This is a genomic window from Sphingomonas sp. 10B4 (assembly GCF_035019905.1).
Taxonomy (GTDB): Bacteria; Pseudomonadota; Alphaproteobacteria; order Sphingomonadales; family Sphingomonadaceae; genus Sphingomonas; species Sphingomonas glacialis.
Genome location: NZ_JASJVC010000005.1, coordinates 1 through 20798, shown reverse-complemented (window position 1 = coordinate 20798; position 20798 = coordinate 1). Strand labels below are relative to the sequence as shown.

17 protein-coding genes and 1 pseudogene are annotated in these 20798 nt (G+C 66.3%); 7 read left to right on the top strand and 11 right to left on the bottom strand.

Annotation, left to right across the window (positions count from 1 at the left end; all coding sequences use genetic code 11):
• Positions 1–70: 70 nt before the first annotated feature.
• The 4 genes from QN347_RS02460 to QN347_RS02445 all read right to left on the bottom strand — a co-directional run bounded on the left by QN347_RS02460 (position 71) and on the right by QN347_RS02445 (position 9050).
• Positions 71–4315 carry a translocation/assembly module TamB domain-containing protein gene (locus QN347_RS02460; protein ID WP_322163283.1) on the bottom strand — a complete coding sequence of 1415 codons (4245 nt, stop codon included), beginning with the start codon at positions 4313–4315 and terminating at the stop codon, positions 71–73.
• Positions 4315–6312 (bottom strand): BamA/TamA family outer membrane protein, encoded by a 1998-nt coding sequence (locus QN347_RS02455; RefSeq protein ID WP_322163282.1) that lies wholly within the window; start codon positions 6310–6312, stop codon positions 4315–4317. The genes QN347_RS02460 and QN347_RS02455 overlap by 1 nt, the downstream gene beginning before the upstream one ends.
• A gap of 135 nt (positions 6313–6447) precedes the next feature.
• A complete protein-coding gene (locus QN347_RS02450; protein WP_322163280.1) occupies positions 6448–8514 on the bottom strand; it encodes a malate synthase G in 2067 nt (688 codons plus the stop codon).
• Between the two features lie 89 nt (positions 8515–8603).
• A complete protein-coding gene (locus QN347_RS02445; RefSeq protein ID WP_133188813.1) occupies positions 8604–9050 on the bottom strand; it encodes a MarR family winged helix-turn-helix transcriptional regulator in 447 nt (148 codons plus the stop codon).
• Positions 9051–9126: 76 nt separating this feature from the next.
• Between QN347_RS02445 and hppD the strand changes: the two genes are divergently transcribed.
• The 4 genes and pseudogenes from hppD (at position 9127) to QN347_RS02425 (ending at position 12811) form a co-directional block, all read left to right on the top strand.
• The gene (hppD, locus tag QN347_RS02440; RefSeq protein WP_189674953.1) at positions 9127–10203 is read left to right on the top strand and encodes a 4-hydroxyphenylpyruvate dioxygenase; all 1077 of its coding nucleotides are present in this window, start codon (positions 9127–9129) and stop codon (positions 10201–10203) included.
• 13 nt (positions 10204–10216) lie between these two features.
• Positions 10217–11458 (top strand): annotated as a pseudogene (hmgA, locus tag QN347_RS02435) (homogentisate 1,2-dioxygenase); the annotation flags it as partial.
• A gap of 52 nt (positions 11459–11510) precedes the next feature.
• Positions 11511–12218 carry a guanitoxin biosynthesis heme-dependent pre-guanitoxin N-hydroxylase GntA gene (gene gntA, locus QN347_RS02430; protein ID WP_133191983.1) on the top strand — a complete coding sequence of 236 codons (708 nt, stop codon included), beginning with the start codon at positions 11511–11513 and terminating at the stop codon, positions 12216–12218.
• Positions 12215–12811 carry an urea carboxylase-associated family protein gene (locus QN347_RS02425; RefSeq protein ID WP_322163277.1) on the top strand — a complete coding sequence of 199 codons (597 nt, stop codon included), beginning with the start codon at positions 12215–12217 and terminating at the stop codon, positions 12809–12811. Before gntA ends, QN347_RS02425 begins: the two co-directional genes overlap by 4 nt.
• A gap of 143 nt (positions 12812–12954) precedes the next feature.
• Here QN347_RS02425 and QN347_RS02420 read toward each other — a convergent pair whose 3' ends face one another.
• From QN347_RS02420 to QN347_RS02410, 3 genes are read right to left on the bottom strand one after another with little or no spacing between them, the layout of a single operon-like run.
• A complete protein-coding gene (locus QN347_RS02420; protein ID WP_322163275.1) occupies positions 12955–14367 on the bottom strand; it encodes a coniferyl aldehyde dehydrogenase in 1413 nt (470 codons plus the stop codon).
• Between the two features lie 10 nt (positions 14368–14377).
• The gene (locus tag QN347_RS02415; protein ID WP_322163273.1) at positions 14378–14839 is read right to left on the bottom strand and encodes a hypothetical protein; all 462 of its coding nucleotides are present in this window, start codon (positions 14837–14839) and stop codon (positions 14378–14380) included.
• Entirely contained in the window at positions 14836–15591 is a 756-nt protein-coding gene (locus tag QN347_RS02410; RefSeq protein ID WP_322163272.1) for an A24 family peptidase, read from the bottom strand. Before QN347_RS02410 ends, QN347_RS02415 begins: the two co-directional genes overlap by 4 nt.
• 117 nt (positions 15592–15708) lie before the next feature.
• On the opposite strand from QN347_RS02410, the gene QN347_RS02405 reads away from it, so the two are divergent.
• Positions 15709–16896 carry an acetyl-CoA C-acyltransferase gene (locus tag QN347_RS02405; RefSeq protein WP_322163271.1) on the top strand — a complete coding sequence of 396 codons (1188 nt, stop codon included), beginning with the start codon at positions 15709–15711 and terminating at the stop codon, positions 16894–16896.
• Between the two features lie 46 nt (positions 16897–16942).
• Here the strand turns inward: QN347_RS02405 and QN347_RS02400 are convergent, their stop codons facing one another.
• Entirely contained in the window at positions 16943–17410 is a 468-nt protein-coding gene (locus QN347_RS02400) for a GNAT family N-acetyltransferase (RefSeq protein WP_322163270.1), read from the bottom strand.
• Positions 17407–17910, bottom strand: coding sequence for an SH3 domain-containing protein (locus tag QN347_RS02395; protein WP_133188829.1), 504 nt, complete (start codon positions 17908–17910; stop codon positions 17407–17409). The genes QN347_RS02400 and QN347_RS02395 overlap by 4 nt, the downstream gene beginning before the upstream one ends.
• Before the next feature lie 96 nt (positions 17911–18006).
• On the opposite strand from QN347_RS02395, the gene QN347_RS02390 reads away from it, so the two are divergent.
• Positions 18007–19005: a D-glycerate dehydrogenase gene (locus QN347_RS02390; RefSeq protein ID WP_322163268.1), complete on the top strand. Its 999-nt coding sequence runs from the start codon at positions 18007–18009 to the stop codon at positions 19003–19005.
• A 7-nt stretch (positions 19006–19012) separates the two neighbouring features.
• Here QN347_RS02390 and QN347_RS02385 read toward each other — a convergent pair whose 3' ends face one another.
• Entirely contained in the window at positions 19013–19897 is an 885-nt protein-coding gene (locus QN347_RS02385; RefSeq protein ID WP_322163267.1) for a bestrophin family protein, read from the bottom strand.
• 70 nt (positions 19898–19967) lie between these two features.
• Positions 19968–20318, bottom strand: a complete 351-nt coding sequence (locus QN347_RS02380; RefSeq protein WP_323493957.1) for a hypothetical protein — start codon at positions 20316–20318, stop codon at positions 19968–19970.
• A 53-nt stretch (positions 20319–20371) separates the two neighbouring features.
• Between QN347_RS02380 and QN347_RS02375 the strand changes: the two genes are divergently transcribed.
• Positions 20372–20644, top strand: a complete 273-nt coding sequence (locus QN347_RS02375) for a hypothetical protein (RefSeq protein ID WP_229839188.1) — start codon at positions 20372–20374, stop codon at positions 20642–20644.
• The last annotated feature ends 154 nt before the right edge of the window (positions 20645–20798 follow it).

Genomic DNA, 20798 nt, shown 5'->3' with positions numbered 1-20798 from the left:
CTCCGGGATACCGGATATTCGATTTTTACACGAAGCGAAAGCGGAACCGCCGATCGGCGGCTCCACCCCGTCAGAAGTCGCGCTTGTAGCGCACCGTCGCGTTCGACCCGCCGAACGACCCGGCCTGTGACAGCACGCTGAGCGCCTTGGTCAGCGACACCTCGATCTGAGTCGCAGTGAAGCCGCGCGCGTCGGTGATCACTTCGACGTAGATGTTCTTGGTGATGTACTTTCCGGCGGCGAGCGAAGTGCTCTGCCCCGTTGCCGGGTCGGCCCCCAGGATCCGCAGTCGATCGATCCCGGCGACGCTGCGCAACTTGCCGAGCGGATTGAGCCCGCCGCCCGATCCGCGCAGCGAGTTGAGCGCGGATGCCAACTGGATCGCCTGGATCGCGGACAGATTGGTCACCGAGCTGCCGAACAACAGCCGGCTGAGCACTTCGTCCTGCGGCAGCGCCGGGGTCGAATTGAAGGCGATCTGCGGCTTCTGGCCGGTGCCGGTGATGTCGATCACGACGGTGATGTCGTTGGTTGTCGTCGTCGCGCTGATGTTGATCTCGGGATCGACCAGCGCTCCGCCAGCGAAGCGGACATCGCCCTTGGTCACGTCGAACCGCTTGCCAGCGAACGAATAGGTCCCGCGCACGATCTGCAGCCGACCGAGGATCTGCGGCGCGGCCGAGGTTCCGGCCACGCGCATATCGGCCTCCCACTCGGACTCGAGCCCCATGCCGGACACGAACAACTGATTCTGCGCGCGCACGCGGATGTCGAGCTTGAACAAACCGATCGGGGCCTCGGCGGCAGGTTGCGTGGCGGCCTTCACCACATCGCTCTTGCGGCGGACTCCCGTCAGTTCGGCGACTTCGGCCTGGCCCTGGCGGATGATCTCGTAGCGCGCATTAGGGATACGGATGTCCCCGGTGATCAAGCCACCCTTGGCCTTGCTGTTGCTGACCGAGACGGTGCCCGTCGCGGTCGCGCCAAGCGCGTCGCTGCTGGCAAGCCGCGCGTTGTTGAGCGTCGCCTTGATATCGATCGGGAAGCCCGCCGCCGACGAGAAGCCAACCGAGCCCTGCGCTTGCACACTGCCCTCGCCAGCGCGCGCCGACAATTGCGTCAGGTCGAAACGATCGTTGGTGAAACGACCGGCGATCTTCATTTGCGTGAGACGCGTGCCGTAGACTTCGTTGTCATAGGTCAGCGCATCGGCGCGAACCAAGCCGGTCAGTTGCGGCGCATCGACGCGCCCGCCGAAATCGGCAGCAACCGCGATCGGCCCCGACACTTGCTGCTTGGCCAGACCAGCGAGCGAGAACAACACGCTCGACGGACCGTTATAGCGGATCCCGCCCGACAGAGGCGCGGCGAGCAAGCGCTGCGTCCAGCTGCTGCCGCCGCCCAATGGCTGCAAGGTCGCGACCAGGCGACCGACCGTCGCGCCGCCACGCTGGATGAGCGCACGCGCGTCGCCGCCAGCATTGGTCAAGCCGACCTGTGCGATCACGTCGACCGGCTGCGAAACGCTCGCCAGGCTCGACCGCGTGAAGTTCTTGATGCGGAACCGGCCAGCGATCTGCGGGACCGAAGCGCCTTGCGGCTGGGTGTAATCGAGCGACCCCGTCGCGGTGCCGCCCAAGCCAAGATCGGGAACAAGCGCGTTGGCAACCGACACGTCGAGCGAGTCGAGCCGCAGCTTGGCGGAGAGCCCCTTGCCATATTCGCCTGCGATCCGCGCGCTGCCACCCGCGCTGTTCGCGCCGGCGCCGAAATCGATTCGCGTCGGTTGCAACCGATACGAGCCGCGATCGATCTCGATCCGCGCGACATTGCCGGTCTTGAAGGCAATACCGTTGGCTTGGCCCTGCGTCGCGACGAGCCACAGCTTGGGGCTCAAGCGCGCGTTGGCAGCAACGCGGAACGGCACCCCGTTCGAACCCGTCGCGAGCACTTGCGCGGTGCCGCTGCCGTTCACGTAATTGATTTTCGCGCGCGCTGCCGACAGCACGGCAGCGCCGTAGCGCAGATCGGCGACCTGCGCGTCGGCGACGATTTGCGGCGCGTTCGGATAGAGCACGGCCTGCGCATTGATGATCGCGCGGCCGATCGTGAAGTCGGTCGCCCCCGGGATCTTCGCGTTGCTGGCGCGCGCGGCGACATCGACGCGCTGGACCTTGCCCTGCGCGCCGAGCAGGGCAGCGCCGCTGATGCCCGATCCGGCAAAGGTGATCCGCCCGCCGAACGGCCCGGCGGCAAGCTGCTCGACCCGGCCCTTAAAATCGACGCCGGCGAAGCGGGCGTTATGGATGTCGGCGGTCAGCCGTGGTGACGGCGTTACGAGGACATCGGCGGTGAACGGCCCGTAATTGGTCCCGCCCTTCGCCAGCACCGCGTACGATGCGCCGTTGCCGCGTATCTGCGCCTCAAGATTCACCAGACCGACGCCGACGCCCGGCCGCGCGGCGCGGAGCAGCACGACAGGCTTGGTCGCCGTGCCCGTCACGCGCGCGGTGAGTGGGCCGTACTGGTTGGAATACGCGTCGGCATCGACGAGCAGCGGCCCCTTCGGATCATACCGCCCCTGCCCACGCAGGACGCGGAATTGCGGCGCATTCAGCCGCAGGTTGCGGAAGGTGATGATGCCGTTGGGATCATAGCCGACATCGGCGGTGACCGCGGCGTTCCCGCCGAGAAAGCTGCGCGCGCCTTCGTTGAAGATCTGCGACGTCTTGGCCGCGACATGCGCGGTTATGCCGAAGCCACCGCTCGCTACCGTCACCAGCTTGGCGTCGGTGCGCAGCGAGAGGATGCCGACACCATCGACCTTGTAATCGTTGACGCGGCCGTTGAGCGCGCCGCGATACAGGCCTGTCGCAAGATCTGCGACTACCACGGCGGTCGCATCGATCTTGCGCGAGCGGATCCGCAGATTGTCCGACAGCACCTTGCCCTTGGCCATCGCGAAGTCGCCGTTGATCGCGACGTTGTCGAGCAACCCGCCCGCCGCCGCGTTCAACCCGGTCACGCGCGCGGCGCGCGCTGCGACTGGAACGACGATGTGATCGGCATTCACGCGCGCAAGACCCGAAGCATACAGCTGCTCGACCCGCGTCTCGCCAAAGCCGAGCACGCCGGCGGTGATGACGTAATTGACCGTCGGCGTAGCGAACTTGCCGTCGAGCACGACGCGCGCAGCGACATCGCGACCGTTGAGGTTGGGCGCGATTGCGCCGGGGGTCAGCAGCTTGGCGTTGACGGCGAATTGCCCGAAGCTGCTCTGCGCGAAATCGAGCAGGCCCTTGGCGTCGAGCGCGAGCGCGTCCGACCGCAGCGTCGTCGTCAGATTGACTTTGCGCTGGTCGAGTGTCGCGTCGACCGCGACTTGCAAGACCGGCGCGGTCAGCCGCGCGATCGGGTTGACCGGGGTCGCCTTGTCCTTGGGCGCGCCGCCTGGATAGAGTCCGGGGTTGGTCGTCCCGCGCACCTTGAAGGTGCCGCTATGCGCCTCGAGCGACAAGTCGGCGAGCTGAGCGCCGCCGAGCGTGCCCGTCGCCTTGCCAGACCACGCCTTCCAGCTGCCCTTGCCGCCGATGGTAAAGTCGAGCGGCGCCTTCAGGCCACCCATTCGCGCAACGACGCCGTTGGCCGGCGCGGTCAGCCGCGCATCGAGGTCGAGCTTGTCCTGATCGGGCACCGCATCGAGCTTCAGCACCAGACGATCGCCGCCAGCGATGTCGGCACCCGTCAGCGCCGCAACATTGGCGGTCACCTGTGCGCGCTTGTCGGCGATGTGCGTCGCGGCGTCGATCTTGAGGATATGCGCCTCGCCCGTCACCGGCTTGGCGAGAATCATGCGATCGACGGTCAGCCGACCGATATCGATATCGAGATCGGGCAGGATCGGCGCGTTGGGGTCGGTCGGTGTCGGCTTGAACGCGGGCGAGCGCGTCATCGTCACCAACGCCGCCTGCGCCGAGCGCACGTCGATATGGTTCTGCGCATAGGCAAACGGCCGCCAGTCGACCGCGATCCGCGGGGACGCCAGGAACACGCCCTTCTGGTCGCTCACTCGGACATCGGTCAGCACCATCGCGCCGTAGAGCGATCCGTCGATCCGCCCGACCTTGATGTTGAGCCCCGAAGCGGTGGTGTAGCCGCCCAGATAATTGGCGATCACGCGTCGCCCGGGCGCGGTGTTGAGCCCGAGCACGAACAGCCCGACGAGCGCCACCAGCCCGACCAGCGTGATCGCCACCCACTTTACGATACGCTGCCACAGCGGACGGCGCACGACGACGACCTCTTCCTCGGCCATCAAAAGGCTTGTCCGATCGAAATGTAGAGCGCGACCTTGCCGTCGCCCTTACGCGGGTTGAGCGGGGTGGCGACGTCGACGCGCAGCGGCCCGAAATTGGTGTAGAAGCGCCCGCCGATGCCCGCGCCGTAGCGCAGATCGGTGCCCTTGGGGATCGGACCTTCATAGGCGTTGCCGCCGTCGAAGAACGGCACGATCCCGTAATTGCCGAAGCGATAGCGCGCCTCGAGCGCGAACTCGTTGAGCGAGCGCCCGCCGACCGGATTGCCCTGCGGATCGAGCGGGCCGAGCCGCTGATAGCCGTAGCCGCGCACCGATCCGCCACCGCCGCCATAATAGCGCCGCGACGGCGCGAGCTCGTCCCGCCCGGTACCCGCGATCGAGCCCGCGCGGAGCCGTCCGGCAAGCACGATACTGTCCCCGATCGGATAATAGCCGCTCGCTTCGATCAGCGTGCGGGCGTACGGCCGCACTGCGCCACGGACCGAGGTCTCGGGGCTGAGGCTCAGCTTGAGGCGATAGCCCTTTGTCGGGTTGAGCAGACTGTCCGAGCGGTCGAACAACACCTGGCCGGGCAAGGCTGCGATGAAATAGGTCCCGCGCTTGCGCGCGCCGAGGCCGAAATCATAGACGCTCTCGTTGGTCCCGACCAGTTCGAAGCCATAGGCGTAGGTGAACTTCTTCTGCCAGAGCGGCGTCGAATCGTACGATACCTTGCCCGACAGCGTCGCGGTCAACGCATTGTACGCGTCATAGCTCGTCCGGTTGGCCGATGCGGTGAACGTCACCGTCTTGTCGCGCTTGCCGGCGTTGGACCGGCGGAAGGTCGCGCTCGCGCCTTGCTCCTGCGTGCCGCCGACTGCGGTGAAGATCAGCGCGCCTTCGGGCGCGAATCGGTTGCGATCGGTGTACGACCCTTCGAGCCGGACGCCCTGCCCCGTGCTGTAGCCACCGCTGACCGCGAGCGAGCGCTGCTTGCCGCGCTCCTGCTTGACCAGCAGATTGACCTGCTCGGTCCCGTCGGGGTTGATGTTCCCGGTCCGCACCGGCTCGACCGAGACAGTCGAGAACAGTCCGGTCGCGACGAGTGCGGCGCGCAGATCGTCGGTCAGGCGGTTGTCGTAGAGCTGCCCAGGCTTGAAGCGCGTCAGCACGCTGACATGCTCGGCGCCGAAGGCGAGCCGTCCCTCGGTGGCGAAGGTCCCGAACGACGAGCGCGGACCGGTATCGACCGGCAGCGTATAGTCGCCCGTCCCGGTCATATCGTCGAGCAGGATGTCGCGCTGGCCGACCTTGGTGAACGGGTATCCGCGCTGCGGCAGGATCAGCGCGACATTGGCTTCGGCACCCTGGACTCGATCGGCTTCGATCGCGTCGCCGACCTTGAGCGGGAGCTGGCTTTCGATCAGCCCCGGCGGCGTGGTGGGTTCAGCCTTTACGGTGATCGTGCCGAGCTTGTACTGCTTGCCTGGCGTCGCCGAGACGATCGCGCGCAGCTTCGTCGGATCGCCAGGGATCGGCTCGAGCGTCGAAACCGCGGTGCCGTCGTAATAGCCGAGCGACTTCATCAACCGCACCGCCAGCGCCTCGTCCTCACGCGCCCGCGCCGAAACGACGGTCGCATTGGCGGCCTTGCCCTTGCCACCACGGAGCGCCGAAAGCCCGTTGAACTGGCCCTTCAGTTTCACCGCATCGAGACCGCGAACTTCGGTATCGTAGCGAATGTCCGGCGACTTCGTGTCCTTGAAGGTCGCATCGACCAGCGGAGTCGAATCGAAGCCCTGGAGCGAAGGCAAGGGTTGCGCGAGCTCCGGCGCGGCTGTCTCGGCCGGCGCTTGGGCGACGGGCAGCATCGGCTCGAGCGGAGCGTTGATGTCGTTCGACAAAGGCGGCAGCGCCTTGGTGAATTCCGCATCGGGAACGATCGCGGGTTCGGGCGCTTGTTGCGCGGCAACCGGCGCAGTCGACGGCGTTACCGGAGGCTCCGACTGCTGCATCCCTGCAGCAGCGACAGCCAAAATCCCACTCGAAAACACCGATACGCTCAACGACTCACTTCCCCGCTTCTGCGCAGGAACCTCTCGCGAACGACTCCCACTTGACTGCCAACGCACGAAACGGCGTTGGTTTCCCTACCTTTGTTTCAGCATCAGCCGATAGGTGTGGAGCAGCGGCTCCGTATAGCCATTGGGCTGCGCGCCGCCATCGAAAACAAGCGCGCGCGCCGCCTGCAGCGCCAAGCTGTCGGGATGCCCGCTCATCGGATGATAGAGCGGGTCGCCGGCATTCTGCGCATCGACCTTTGCTGCCATGCGCTCGAACGCCGCATCGACGTCCGCTGCGGTCGCAACCCCGTGGAGCAGCCAATTGGTGATGTGCTGCGACGAGATGCGCAGTGTCGCGCGGTCTTCCATCAGCCCGATATCGTGGATGTCGGGCACCTTGGAGCATCCAACGCCCTGGTCGATCCAGCGCACGACATAGCCGAGAATCCCCTGCGCGTTGTTGTCGAGCTCGGCGCGGATTTCGTCAGGCGTCCAGTTGCGGCCTTGCGCGACGGGCACGCTGAGCAGCGCATCGAGCGACGGGATCGATTCCCTGGCGATTGCCTTCTGCCGCGCGAACACGTCGACCTGATGATAGTGCATCGCATGCAACGTCGCCGCGGTCGGGGACGGGACCCACGCCGTATTGGCGCCAGCCTGCGGATGCGCGATCTTCTGCACGAGCATATCGCCCATCCGGTCGGGCGCGGCCCACATCCCCTTGCCGATCTGCGCCCGGCCCGACAGGCCGGCGGCAAGACCGATGCGGACGTTGCGGTCCTCATACGCCTTGATCCACTCGCTGGTCTTCATCTCGCCCTTGGGGATCATCGGCCCCGCGCGCATCGCGGTGTGCATCTCGTCGCCGGTGCGATCGAGGAAGCCGGTGTTGATGAAGACGATGCGGTCCTTCACCGCCTCGATGCAGGCGGCGAGATTGGCCGAAGTGCGGCGCTCTTCGTCCATCACGCCGACCTTGAGCGTATTGCGCGTCAGACCGAGCAGATCTTCGACCGCGTCGAACAGTGCATTGGTGAAGACGCATTCGGCCGGCCCGTGCATCTTGGGCTTGACGATATAGACCGAACCCGCGCGGCTGTTCTGGAACGCGCCGAGCTTGCGCAAGTCGTAGAGCGCGATCGTGCTCGTGATGATCGCGTCGAGGATCCCCTCGGGCGCGTCGCTGCCGTCGCCGAGCCGCAGCGCGGGCGTCGTCATCAAGTGTCCGACGTTGCGGACGAACAACAGGCTGCGTCCCGCCAGCGTCAGGCCGTCGTCGTAGACGCGATCGGGGTTGAGCCGTCGCGTGATCGTCTTGCCGCCCTTGTCGAACGATTCCTCGAGCGTTCCCGTCATCAGCCCGAGCCAATTGGTATAGGCCGCGACCTTGTCCTCGGCATCGACCGCGGCGATCGAATCCTCGAGGTCGCAGATCGTCGTCAGCGCCGATTCGAGGATGACGTCGGCGATCCCCGACGGATCGTCACGCCCGATCGGATGGTCGCGATCGACCACCACTTCGATGTGCAGCCCGTGATGGACGAACAGCCACGACGCGCCCTTGCTCCCGACCAGCTGCGCCGGATCGCGCAATACCGGCTCCTTGTCGGCGAGTTCGGCCCAGGGACGGTCCGCAAGTGGTACGGCCTGGTCGAGAAACGCCTTTGCGGCAACGACGACCTGGCGCCCGCGCACCGGATCATAGCCGCCCGGCACCGCCATCCCCGGCAACGCGTCGGTGCCGTAATAGGCATCGTACAGGCTGCCCCAGCGCGCGTTGGCAGCGTTGAGCAGGAAACGCGCGTTGAGAATCGGCACGACGAGCTGCGGCCCCGCCATCGTCGCGACCTCCGGATCGACATGCTCGGTGGTGACGGTGAAGGGCGCCGGCTCGTCGACGAGATAGCCGATCTCGCGCAGATACGCCGCATCGACCGCCCCGCCCGCCTGATAGCGCGAATCGATCTTGGCCTGGAGATCGTCGCGCACGCGCAACAGCGCGGCGTTCTCCGGCGCGAAGCGGGCATAGATCGCGGCAACGCCCGACCACCACGCGCCGGGCGCGATGTCGAGCCCCGGCAGGACCCGCTCCTCGACGAAAGTGGCGAGCGGCGCTGCCACCGAAAGGCCGGCGCGATCGAGCATGTCGGGCATGGATGTCCTCCTGGAAAAACACGGTTCGCCTGGGGAGGGCCGAGGTCGCTTAGGCCAGCAAAGGCCCTGCTATCAACCCTGCTCCCTCCTCACTCCGGGTCGAACGGTGCGGCAGATGCCTCGATCCGGTCAAGCATCGCGCGGAACGCCTTGATCTCCGCTGGCGAAAATCCCGCAAAAACCCGCGCCTCGAGCTCGAGCGCCTTGGGCGCGACATCGTCGTACAACGCCTGGCCCGTCGCCGTCAGCGCGAGCATGTGCGAGCGCTGATCGCCCGGATTGGGCTGCCGCGCGACGAGCCCGCGTTCGACCAGGGCGGCGGCGGCGCGGCTGACGGTGACCTTGTCCATCCGCGTCGCCAAGCCCAGCGCCTGCTGCGTCATCCCCGGCCCTTCGGCGATCACCGCGACGAGCCGCCACTCCGAAATCTTGAGCCCGAACAGCGCCTGATACGCGCTGGCGATCGCGGCAGACACACGGTTCGACGCGATCGACAAGCGATAGGGCAGGAAGTCGTCGAGTTTGAGCGTTGCCATGCACAATCGATACGGGATGGACCGGTTCGTGCAAGCCCGCTATATCGTTTCATCTGAAACCAGTTGGAGCCGACCGATGACCGCGCCAGACACCAAGCCTGCAAACCCGATGGGCCTGAACGGCTTCGAATTCGTCGAATTCACCTCGCCCAACCCCGAGGCGATGGCCGACCTGTTCGTCAAGATGGGCTTCACGCATGTCGGCAACCACAAGTCGAAGAACGTCCGCCGCTACGCGCAGGGCGACATCAACTTCCTGCTCAACATGGATGACGCGGGTCAGGTCGCGGGCTTCCGCGATACGCACGGCCCCTCGGCCAATGCGATGGCGTTCCGCGTCGCTGACGGCGAAAGCGCGCTGAAGATGGCGGTCGAACGCGGTGCTGTCGCGGTCAAGGGCGCAGTTGGCCCGGACGAGCTCGAGCTCCCCGCGATCGAAGGCATTGGCGGCGCGAACCTGTATCTGGTCGACGAGAAGTCGCGGATCTACGAAACCGACTTCACCCCGGTCGAAGGCGCGGGCGTCGATGACCACAGCGTCGGCCTCCACACGCTCGACCATCTGACGCACAATCTGCAGCGCGGGCGGATGGCCTATTGGGCGGATTATTACGAGCGTATCTTCAACTTCCGCCAGATCCGCTATTTCGACATCGAGGGCCAGTCGACCGGCCTCTTCTCCAAGGCGATGACCGCGCCCGACGACAAGATCCGCATCCCCTTGAACGAAAGCCAGGACGAGCATTCGCAGATCGAGGAGTTCATCAAGGACTATAAGGGCGAAGGCATCCAGCATCTCGCGCTGGCAACCGACGACATCTTCAAGACGGTCGATACGCTGCGGGCGAACGGGATCCGTTTCCAGACGACGCCGCAAACCTATTTCGACCTGATCGACAAGCGCCTTCCCGGCCACGACCACGACGTCGAGGAAATGCGCAAGCGCGATATCCTGATCGACGGCGCGCCCGAGACCGGCGGCGGCCTGCTGCTGCAGATCTTCACCGAGAACATGGTCGGGCCGATCTTCTTCGAGATCATCCAGCGCAAGGGCAATGACGGCTTTGGCGAGGGCAATTTCAAGGCGCTGTTCGAGAGCATCGAGCTCGACCAGATCCGCCGCGGCGTGGTGCCGGGCGCAGTCGAGGCGTAAGCACGCGCGTCGCCCCGGCGCGCTCCCGGTCGGCCGCAATTCCCCACAAAAGCCAGCGTTCGGCCTTTATGCCGAGCAGCTCAGCGGCACCGCCTTCACTGCGCCGCGCCACGAGAACCGCCGTTCGTGGCTGTACCGCTTGCGCCCGTCCGCGGCGCACCCAGCGTTCACGCGCTATGACGGCGCGCCGCTCTTCGCCCCCGGCGTCGCCACCGCCCCGCTCGCCCCCAACCGGCTTCGCTGGAAGCCGCTCGAGACGTCGGACGCCGACTGGCTCGACAGCCTGACGACAATGGTCGTCGCGGGCGATGGACCCAAGACGCAGACCGGCGTCGCGATGCACATCTACCGAGCGACCAAAGACATGGCGAACCGCGCCTTTGCCTCGGCCGATGGCGAGCTGCTGATCCTGCCCGAGCACGGTGCGCTGACCCTGCTCACCGAATTCGGCCGGATCGACGTGAAGCCCGGCGAAGTCGCGCTGATCCCGCGCGGCGTGCGTTTCCGCGTCACGCTGCCCGATGGCACGGCGCGCGGCTATGTCGCCGAAAATCACGGCCAGCCCTTCCGCCTGCCCGATCTCGGCCCGATCGGCGCGAACGGCCTCGCCAACCCGCGCGATTTCGAAACCCCCGTTGCCTGGTTCGAGGATGTCGAGGGCGACTATCAGCTCGTCCAGAAATTTCTCGGCAGCCTGTGGAGCACCAACCTCGGCCGCTCGCCGCTCGACGTCGTCGCGTGGCACGGCAATTACGTGCCCTGGAAGTACGACCTTACGCGCTTCAACACGATCGGCAGCATCAGCTTCGATCATCCCGACCCCTCGATCTTTACCGTGCTGACCTCGCCGAGCGAAGTCCCCGGCACCGCGAACGTCGATTTCGTGATCTTCCCACCACGCTGGCTGGTTGCCGAGGACACCTTCCGCCCGCCCTGGTTCCACCGCAACACGATGAGCGAATGCATGGGGCTGCTGTACGGCGCGTATGATGCGAAGGCCGACGGCTTCGTGCCGGGCGCGCTGTCGCTGCACAACCAGATGAGCGGGCACGGCCCCGACGTCGCGAGCTGGCAGGGTGCCAGCGCCGCCGACCTCAAGCCGCACAAGCTCGACGGGACGATGGCGTTCATGATCGAGAGCCGCTGGGTCTTCACACCCACCGAATTTGCCTTGAAAACGAGCGCCCTGGACGCCGATTACGATCAAGCGTGGGACGGTTTTCCCAAGGCACAAGTTCATGAAGCGTCTGATTGAGATCAACTAGGTTTTTGGGAACCTTACGCAGGCGGGAGTCGTCTTGATGGGCATGCCAGCCCCGTCCACTCCGCTCTTCCCCTGGCGCCACCGCGCGCAGGGAGATTTCCAGGCCTTGCTCGACGCGCACGTCGCGGCGGCCGATTTCCCGTGCGTCGGGGCCAAGGCCGCGCTGGCCAAGGGCACGCTTGCGGTCCTCGCGTGCGATCGGATCGACAGCGCGTGGGACGATTTGCGCATTCACGACGGGCTGATGCATTTCGCAGCCGACTATCGTGCCGAGCCCGGGCTTTTTCGCAGCTTCGCGGTGATCTTCGATGGACCCGATGCGCTCAGCGAAGACGCGTTCGAGACGGCGCTGTGGCAGCGTGCACAGTCGATCTCGGACAAGGACGTGTGGCGTGGCCAGGGCTATGACAAGGGCGTCAGCGCCGACCCGGACAGCCCGCATTTCTCGCTGAGCTTCGGCGGCGAAGCGTTCTTCATCGTCGGGCTGCACCCAAACGCCAGTCGCCCTGCGCGCCGCTTTGCGCGTCCGACGATGGTGTTCAACCTGCACGACCAGTTCACCACCTTGCGCGACCAGGGCCGCTACGAGGGCATGCGAGAGAAGATCCTCGTGCGCGACGAGGCGCTGGCGGGCAGCCGCAATCCGATGCTCGCGCGCCACGGCGAAATCAGCGAGGCGCGGCAATATAGCGGGCGGGTGGTCGACGCCGAGTGGAAATGCCCGTTCAGCTATGCGGGCACGCCCGAATGAGCGTGACGATCGAAATCCCCGAACGCAGCGGCACCGCCTTCCGGCTGTCGCACGGCGAGACGCTGACGGTGATCGACCCGCGCGGTCGGCAAGTTGCCGATCTGCTCGCGTTCAACGCTGAAGACCTCGATGAGGTCATCTCTTCGGGCAGGACGCTCGATTATGCCGAGACGATCTTCCTGACGACGGGCCATTTGCTCTATTCGAACCGCTCGCGGCCGATGCTCGAGATTGTCGCCGACACCGTCGGGCGGCACGATTTTTTGCTCACACCATGCTCGTACGACACCTTCCACCACTTCTATCCCGACTTGCCGCCGCATCGCGGATGCTTCGGCAATCTGGCGGCGGCGCTCGAGCCGTATGGCGTCGCGCCCGACCGGATTCCGGTTGCGTTCAACTGCTTCATGAATGTGCCGGTGGACGCGACCACCGGCAAGCTGTCGGTGCTGCCGCCGATCAGCAAGGCGGGCGATCACATCGTCTTTCGCGCGGCGATGGACCTGGTGATCGGCCTCACCGCCTGCTCGGCACCGGCGAGCAATGGCGGAAGCTTCAAGCCGATCCACTACCGGATCGACTCTGCTCGCTAACATTTGGTTCGAAGCCCTACTTCGTCGCCCCGGCCTTGTGCCGGGGTCCACTGTCACGCACGCGCCGCGGCCGCAGCGCTCGCGGCCCGGTGGACCCCGGGACGAGCCCGGGGTGACGGTTAGACGGGGAAGCTGGTAACCGCCTATTTCATCTGCCGCTTGATGCTCGTCCACGTCGCCTTGCCGTAAGGCGGCTTGAGGCCGGCCAGCTTGGCGACGTCGAGCTTGGCTTGCTTGAACACCGCCTTGGCGTGGCTGAACGTCTTGAAGCCATCGGTGCCGTGATACGATCCCATCCCCGAAGGACCGATCCCGCCGAACGGCAGCTCTTCCATCGAGACGTGGAAGACCACGTCGTCGAGCGTCACGCCGCCCGAAATCGTCCGATCGAGCACGCGCCGCCGTTCGTCGGCATCGGGCCCGAAATAATAGAGCCCGAGCGGCCGGTCGCGGCGGTTGACCTCGCCGATCGCGGCGTCGATCCCGCTATAGCGGCGCACCGGGAGGATCGGTCCGAAGATCTCCTCCTGCATCACGATCATGTCGTCGGTCGCGTTGCGGACGATGTGGAGCGGCATCTTGCGGCTGTTCGAGCCGGCGAAATCCTCGCCCGCCGGATTGACCGTCTCGACCGTCGCACCCTTGGCGCGCGCATCGGCGACCCATTCCTCGAGCCGCTGGTGATGCCGGTCGTTGATGATCGCAGTGTAATCGGGATTGGCGAGTAGCGTCGGGTACATCGCCGACACCGCTGCCTTGAGGCCATCGACCACCGCTTGTTCCTGCGCTTCGGGCACGAGCATGTAATCGGGCGCGAGGCAGATCTGGCCGGCGTTGAGCATCTTGCCGATCGCGACGCGCTCGGTCGTCTTGGCGATATCGGCGTCCTTGCCGACGATCACCGGCGACTTGCCGCCGAGCTCGAGCGTGACGGGCGTGAGATTGTCGGCGGCGGCATGCAGGATGTAGCGCCCGATCCCGGTCGCGCCGGTGAAGATCAGATGATCGAACGGCAGCTCGGAGAACGCCTTGCCGATGTCGGCCGCGCCGCTGAAGAACGCGAGTTCGTCGGCTGCGAAATATTTCGGGCACACTGCTTCGAACAGCGCCGCCGTGCGCGGAGTGAATTCGCTCGTCTTGACCATCACGCGGTTCCCCGCCGCAAAGGCGCCGGCGACTGGGCCCATCACCAGATTGACCGGGAAATTCCACGGCGCGATCACGCCGACCACGCCCTTGGGCTGATATTCGACCCAGGCGCGCGCGCCGAGCAGGCCGAGCGGGAATTGCACCGCGCGCTTGTCACGCCGCATCCAACCCTCGACCGATTTGAGCGCATGGCGGATCGGCGCGACCGAGGATGCGATGTCGGTGAGCATCGACTGCTCGCGGCTGCGATGCCCGAAATCCTCGCTCAGCGCGTCGCAGAACGCGTCGGCATTGTCGGCGATCATCGCGGCGGCGCGCGTGAGCCGGTCCTTGCGGACCGCGAGGCTGACGGGCAGCTCGGCCATGAAGGCAGCGCGCTGAGCGTTCAGAACATCGAGCATCGTCATCATTTTCCCCTCACGTGCAGCCAATCAACCCCGCGACCGGCACTATGATCGTATCCTGCCCCGCTTGGTCGATCTCGAGCAATCCCTCGGGCACGACCGCTCCACCACTGATCGATTCGCGGGTTTCAACCTTCATCGTCAATTTCGCGACGAGCGGGCCGCCGCCATATTCGGCGCGTTCGGGAAATCCGAAGCCGCTCGCGCCGGTTTGCGCGCTGCGGTCGAGATCGGTCACCTTGCCCTGAACCGAGACGCGCAACCGCGCCGGATCGGCCCCGACCATCGCGATCAGCGCTCGAGTCCCACTCGCGGTCCAGAGATAGGCAGCGCAGCCGCGTGCGGGCAAATCCTGCTTCGGAATCGCGCCGATCGGCAGGCCATCGACCGACGCGAGCGGCTGGGCTGGCGGAACCGGCGTCGCCTGCGGGGCTGCGGCAATCACGAGCGGCGCGAGCAAGAGAAGCGCTTTCATGACGACTGGCCTAGCAGGAACAGCCAGGCCGGGTAAGCCGCGATCGCGAGCAGCGCCCCGAACGGCATTCGGTCGCCCAGCCCTGCTTTGCGCCCGTTCAGCATACCGGCCAGGACGATCGCCAGCCCGATAAGCGCGGCCAGCAAAACGACCGCCGGGAGCAGCCGCCAGCCGAGCCATAGCCCGATCGCGCCGAGCAATTTCGGGTCTCCCCCGCCCAGCCCCTCGCGGTGCCGCAGACGCTTATACCCTGCCCCGATCGCCCACAGCACGGCAAAGCCGCTCACCGCGCCGATCAGCCGGTCAACGAGCGAGGGCTCGACACCGAGTAACCCCGTCACGAGCCCGCCGCCCGCTAGCGTCGCCGTCAACGCGTCGGGCAGCCAGAATTCAGCGATATCGAGTGCGGCAAGCGTCAGCAGCAGCCAGCCGAATACGGCGCCCGCCAGCCCGACCGGGCCCGGCACCGCCCAACCGGCAAGCACGCCGACCCCCAAGCAGCCGAGCTCGATCTGCCAATGCCGCGCGTCGATCGGCGCCCTACAGCGCCGGCATCGCCCTCCTGCCAGCGCAGCGCTCACCAACGGAATGAGATCACGCACGCCGAGCGACGCGCCGCAGCCGTCGCAGTGCGACCGCCCGCGCATCACCGATCGCCCCTCGGGCCAGCGGATCACCAGCGTTGCGAGAAAGCTCCCGATCACGGCGCCGAGCAGCCCGAGCAGCGCCGGCCATAGGAGGATCTCCACCATGCGCCTCCTTATCGCCATTCCCGTCGCATCGGGAAGCCACCCGATCGCGGCTCGTTTGTAAAACCGCCGGCTCCGTCCTAAATAACACCCATCTTTTATCCTCGCGAAAGATCGCCAATGTCCGCTGATCCCGTCGTCATCGTCTCCTATGCCCGCACGCCGATGGGCTCGTTCCAGGGTGCGCTTACCGGCGCCACCGCAACCGAGCTCGGCGCCGCCGCCGTCGGTGGCGCGGTCGAGCGCGCCGGCGTTTCAGGCGACGCGATCGAGCGGATCTATATGGGCTGCGTCCTCCCCGCCGGGCTCGGCCAGGCCCCCGCGCGCCAGGCCGCGCTGAAAGCGGGCCTCCCCGACCATATCGAGGCGACGACGGTCAACAAGATGTGCGGATCGGGCATGATGGCGACGATGCTCGCCGCCGATGCGCTGGCTGCCGGCTCTGCCGACCTGATCGTCGCGGGCGGGATGGAGAGCATGACCAACGCGCCGTATCTCTCGCTGCGGCATCGGAGCGGCGCGCGGATCGGGCACGACGTGCTCAAGGATCACATGTATCTCGACGGGCTCGAAGATGCGTATCAGCCCGGCAAGCTGATGGGCAACTTCGCCGAGGACACCGCCGCCGTCTATCAATTCACGCGCCAGCAGATGGATGAGTATGCGATCGAGTCGCTCCACCGCGCCCAACGCGCGCAGCAATCGGGCGCGTTCGACCGCGAGATCGTCGCGGTCGAGGTGAGCGGTCGCAAGGGGCCGACTACCGTCAGCCTCGACGAGCAGCCCGCCAAGGGCGATGTCGCCAAGATCCCGACGCTCAAGCCTGCATTTTCCAAGGAAGGCACGATCACCGCGGCGAACGCCTCGTCGATCTCGGATGGCGCCGCGGCGCTGGTGATGACGCGCGCGTCGGTCGCCGAAAAGCTCGGCCTCACGCCGATCGCCCGGATCGTCGCGCAGGCGGCACACGCGCACGCGCCCGAGCTGTTCACCACCGCGCCGGTGTTCGCGATGCGCAAGGCGCTCGCCAAGGCGGGCTGGTCGGTCGACGATGTCGATCTGTTCGAAGTCAACGAGGCCTTTGCGGTCGTCGCGATGATCGCGATGCGCGACCTCGGCATCGCGCATGACAAGCTCAATGTGCATGGCGGCGCGTGCGCGCTCGGCCATCCGATCGGCGCGAGCGGCGCGCGCATCCTCGCGACGTTGCTGTCGGCACTCCAGACCAGCGGGCAGAAGCGTGGCCTCGCCTCGCTGTGCATCGGCGGGGGCGAAGCGACCGCGGTCGCGGTGGAATTGATGAACTGAGGCGTAAGCCCGGCAGCGCCCTTCCCCTGGTCCCGGGGGAAGGGCGTTATTCCAGCGCGAGCGTATAGTACCGCGCGAACACGCGGTCGCTATAGCCCGCAAACGGATCGCATTCGACGAACCCGGTCCGCTCGTATAACGCATGCGCCGGCGAGAACGGAGGGGTCGTCCCCGTTTCGAGGCTCAAGCGTCGATAGCCGCGCGCCCGCGCCGCGGCGATCACATGCGCAAGCACCACGCTAGCGACGCCGCGCCGTAAGTGCGTGGGCGCGGTGCGCATCGACTTGATCTCGCCGTGGCGCGCATCGAGCTGCTTGAGCGCGCCCATGCCGAGCAGTTCCGCGCCTTCCCACGCTGTCCACAGCGTGACCGCGGGATCGCGCAGCCCGGTGAGGTCGAGCGCGAAGACGCTGCCCGGCGGCGAATTTTCGTTCGCGCTGCGCACGTGCAGCTCGAGCAAGGCGATCACCGCAGGATGGGTCAGATCATCCTCGACGATGCGCCAGCCGCTCACGGCAGCTCTTCGGTCGGCTCGACGCCCCACAGGTGGTTTGCTTCGACATAGCCGCCGCGCCCGCGCACGTCGAAATGGCACCACCCGCGCGAACAGCGGCTCAACCGCCCGACGACGCCGGGCGCCGCGCGCCACAGGATCCGCCCGCCATCGCGCGGCGAATCGCGGAGCTCGGCCACCATTCCGAGCACCACCGCGGTGCGCTTCTCGCTCACCAGCGTGCCCATCATCCAGCCTTGCGTGCCGCCCGGATCCTCGACCTTGTACCAGGCACCATGGTCGTAGACGTCGAGCACCTTCACCGGCAGGTCGGCGCGCTGGTACAGCCAGCTCGACGGATAACTCCGCGCCGGTCCGGTCCGCATCCGCGCTTTGCCCGCCGAGATCGAGGCGAAATAGGGCGGCTTCTTCTGGACGAGCCCGGCCAGCACCGGCGCCATCGCGCTGCCGCCGAGCGTGATCGCCGTTGCCGCCAGCAAAATTCTGGCCCCAATACGCATGCTATTTCCCCGTCTGTGTTCGCGCCCGTTTATCGTGCTTCGCGCACACGCTTCAACACCGTTGACGAGGCCAAAGCGCTCCGCCAAGCCATGTCCATGCCCGAAACGAGACGCGTGCCGAACCCGAAAGTCGCCGTAACGCGCGAATTGCCCGACGCGGTGATCGAACGCATGACGCAGCTGTTTGACACCCGGCTGTTCCGCGGGCCCGTCGGCATGACGCGCGATCAGCTCGCCGCCGCGATGGCGGACTGCGACGTGCTGGTCCCGACCGTCACCGACGAGATCGATGCCGAATTGATCGCCAATGCCGGCGCGCAGCTCAAGCTGATTGCCAATTTCGGCGCGGGCGTGAACCATATCGCGCTGAAGGCCGCGCGCGCGCGCGGTATTATCGTCACCAACACCCCCGGCGTGCTCACCGAGGACACCGCCGACATGACGATGGCGCTGATCGTCTCGGTCCCGCGCCGCCTCGCCGAGGGCGAGAAACTGGTGCGATCGGGCGCGTGGCAGGGCTGGTCGCCCGGCGGGATGCTCGGCCATCGGATCGGCGGCAAGGCGCTCGGTATCCTCGGCATGGGGCGGATCGGCCAGGCGGTCGCGCGGCGTGCGCGCGCTTTCGGGCTGTCGATCCATTATCATAACCGGAACCGCTTGCCGAAGGTGGTCGAGGCGGAATTGCAGGCGCAGTGGCACCCCAATCTCGACGCGATGCTGGGCGCGATCGACATTCTGACGATCCACACTCCACGCAATGCCGACAGCGAGGGCCTGCTGAACGCCGACCGCATCGCGCTGCTGCGCCCGCACGTCTATCTCATCAATGCCGCGCGCGGCGGGATCGTCGACGAGGATGCGCTGATCGACGCGCTCGAGGGTCAGCGGCTGGCGGGCGCCGGGCTCGACGTGTGGAAGCACGAGCCGCAGATCGACCCGCGGCTGCTGGCTTTGCCCAACGTCGTGATGACGCCGCACATGGGGTCGGCGACCTATGAAGGACGGATGGCGACGGGCGAAAAGGTCATCACCAACATCCGCATGTGGGCCGACGGACACCGCCCGCCCGATCAAGTGCTCGAGGGTTGGGCCTAAACCTCGCTTACCATAGCACGCCGCGCGCATCGGGCCGCAGCGGCTCTGGCGCTTGATCGCCAATCGCCTGAAGCAGATCGATCTCGATCGTCCGGCACATCGCCGTCAGCGGCACGTCGTGGACGGTGTTGGCGAACGGATCGAGCAGATCGTCGCCGATCGCGAGCACCACCAGGAACATCAGCCCGGCGATGCTCGACCCGAGCGGGGTCGCGAAACCGAGCGTATCGACCAGCCCGATCGGCAGCAAGATGCACAGCAGGTGCGTGAAGATCGTCGGGAAGAAGCGGTACTGGCTCGGCAACGGCATGTTCTTGAGCCGCTCCATCCCGCCCTGCGCATTGGCGATGTCGACGAGGATGTTTTCCATCGATGCCTGCTGGATCGTGTCGATCCAGCCCTGCGCACAAGCCCCGTTGATCCGGCGGCCGGTGCCATCGACGATGCCGTTGGCGACATTGACGCGTCCCAGCGCGAAATCGGCCTCGCCGCGCGACAGGAAGCGCAACACCTCGCCGTCGGGCGCCTGACGCCGCAACTGGCAGCGCAGCGCGTTGACATAGGCGATCTGGCGCAGGATGATCGTGCGCTTCAGATCCTTCGCTTCGTCAGGCAGATAGTTGCGCGCCTGGCGTGCGAGGCTGCGGCTGGCGTTGATCATCTGCCCCCACAGCACGCGCCCTTCCCACCAGCGCTGATACGCCGAATTGCTGCGGAACCCGAGGAACAGCGCGAGCGCCGTGCCGAACAGCGTCAGCGGGAGCGATGGCGCGGTGAACGGCACGACGTAATAGGTGACCGTCACGATCACATCCCAGACGAACAGCAAGGCAGCAGGCCGCCAGATCTCGCGGAGGATGTGGCGATAGCCGGGGGTGTTGGTGACGATCATCGGTTCTCAGGGCTTTCAAGGGCGCTGCTGCGCGATAGGGCCGAATGGTGCCTGCGGCAAATCCACACCATTACGGCGCGATGTCCGCGGCCGCCGCACCAACCCGTGCGGTCTCATGCGTATCGACCGGTTTGACCGACGCCTTGGCCAATGCAGCAGCGGTGCCCGATGCGGGACGCAGAACGAACCATTGCGGGCGGTCGATTGCAATTAGGAACGCCAGCAGCGCCAGACCGAACCCTAACAAGGACAGCGAAGCGCGCGCCGTTGGGGTCATCTTCGAGCGTTTCGGGGATTGCGACGTGTGCATAACGGAACTCCTCTTTCCAACGCCACCAAGCTGGGAAGAGGTCGCAACGCGCGTGTTAGCGAACGATGACGTTTTATTGCTGCGGCGCAGCATGAATAAGAGAGCGAGCAAAGACAAAGCGATAGCGTGCCGCCATCGCTGAGGAATACTCCAGGTCTCGCGCCTTGAACTTTCCGATTGACGCCTACCGCACGGCGTTGCAGCTTGATGACAATTATAAAAGATGGAGAGTGATGATGGACCGAATGGGGTCGTTTGCCGTGGTCGCGGCGCTTGTCTTGGTATCAGCGCTGCACATCATCAGTGCCCCGGCGTATTTCAACATCGTTCCTGCCATGCTGCTTGTCGTCGGCTTCATCCGCCTCGTCAGCCATCCCGCCCCTTCCGAGACCGCCGCGAGCGAAGATCTTTCGCTCGCTCCCACCGCCGAAGCTTGATCCGAAAAGTATAAGGCGGCGGGGGGGGGGGGGGGGACCCCCCCCCCCCCGGGGGCGGGGGGGGGGGGGAAAAAAAATGGGGGGGGGGGGCCCCCGCCCCCCCCCCCCCCCCCCGGGGGGAAAAACCCCCCCCGCGGCCCCCCCCCCCCCCCCC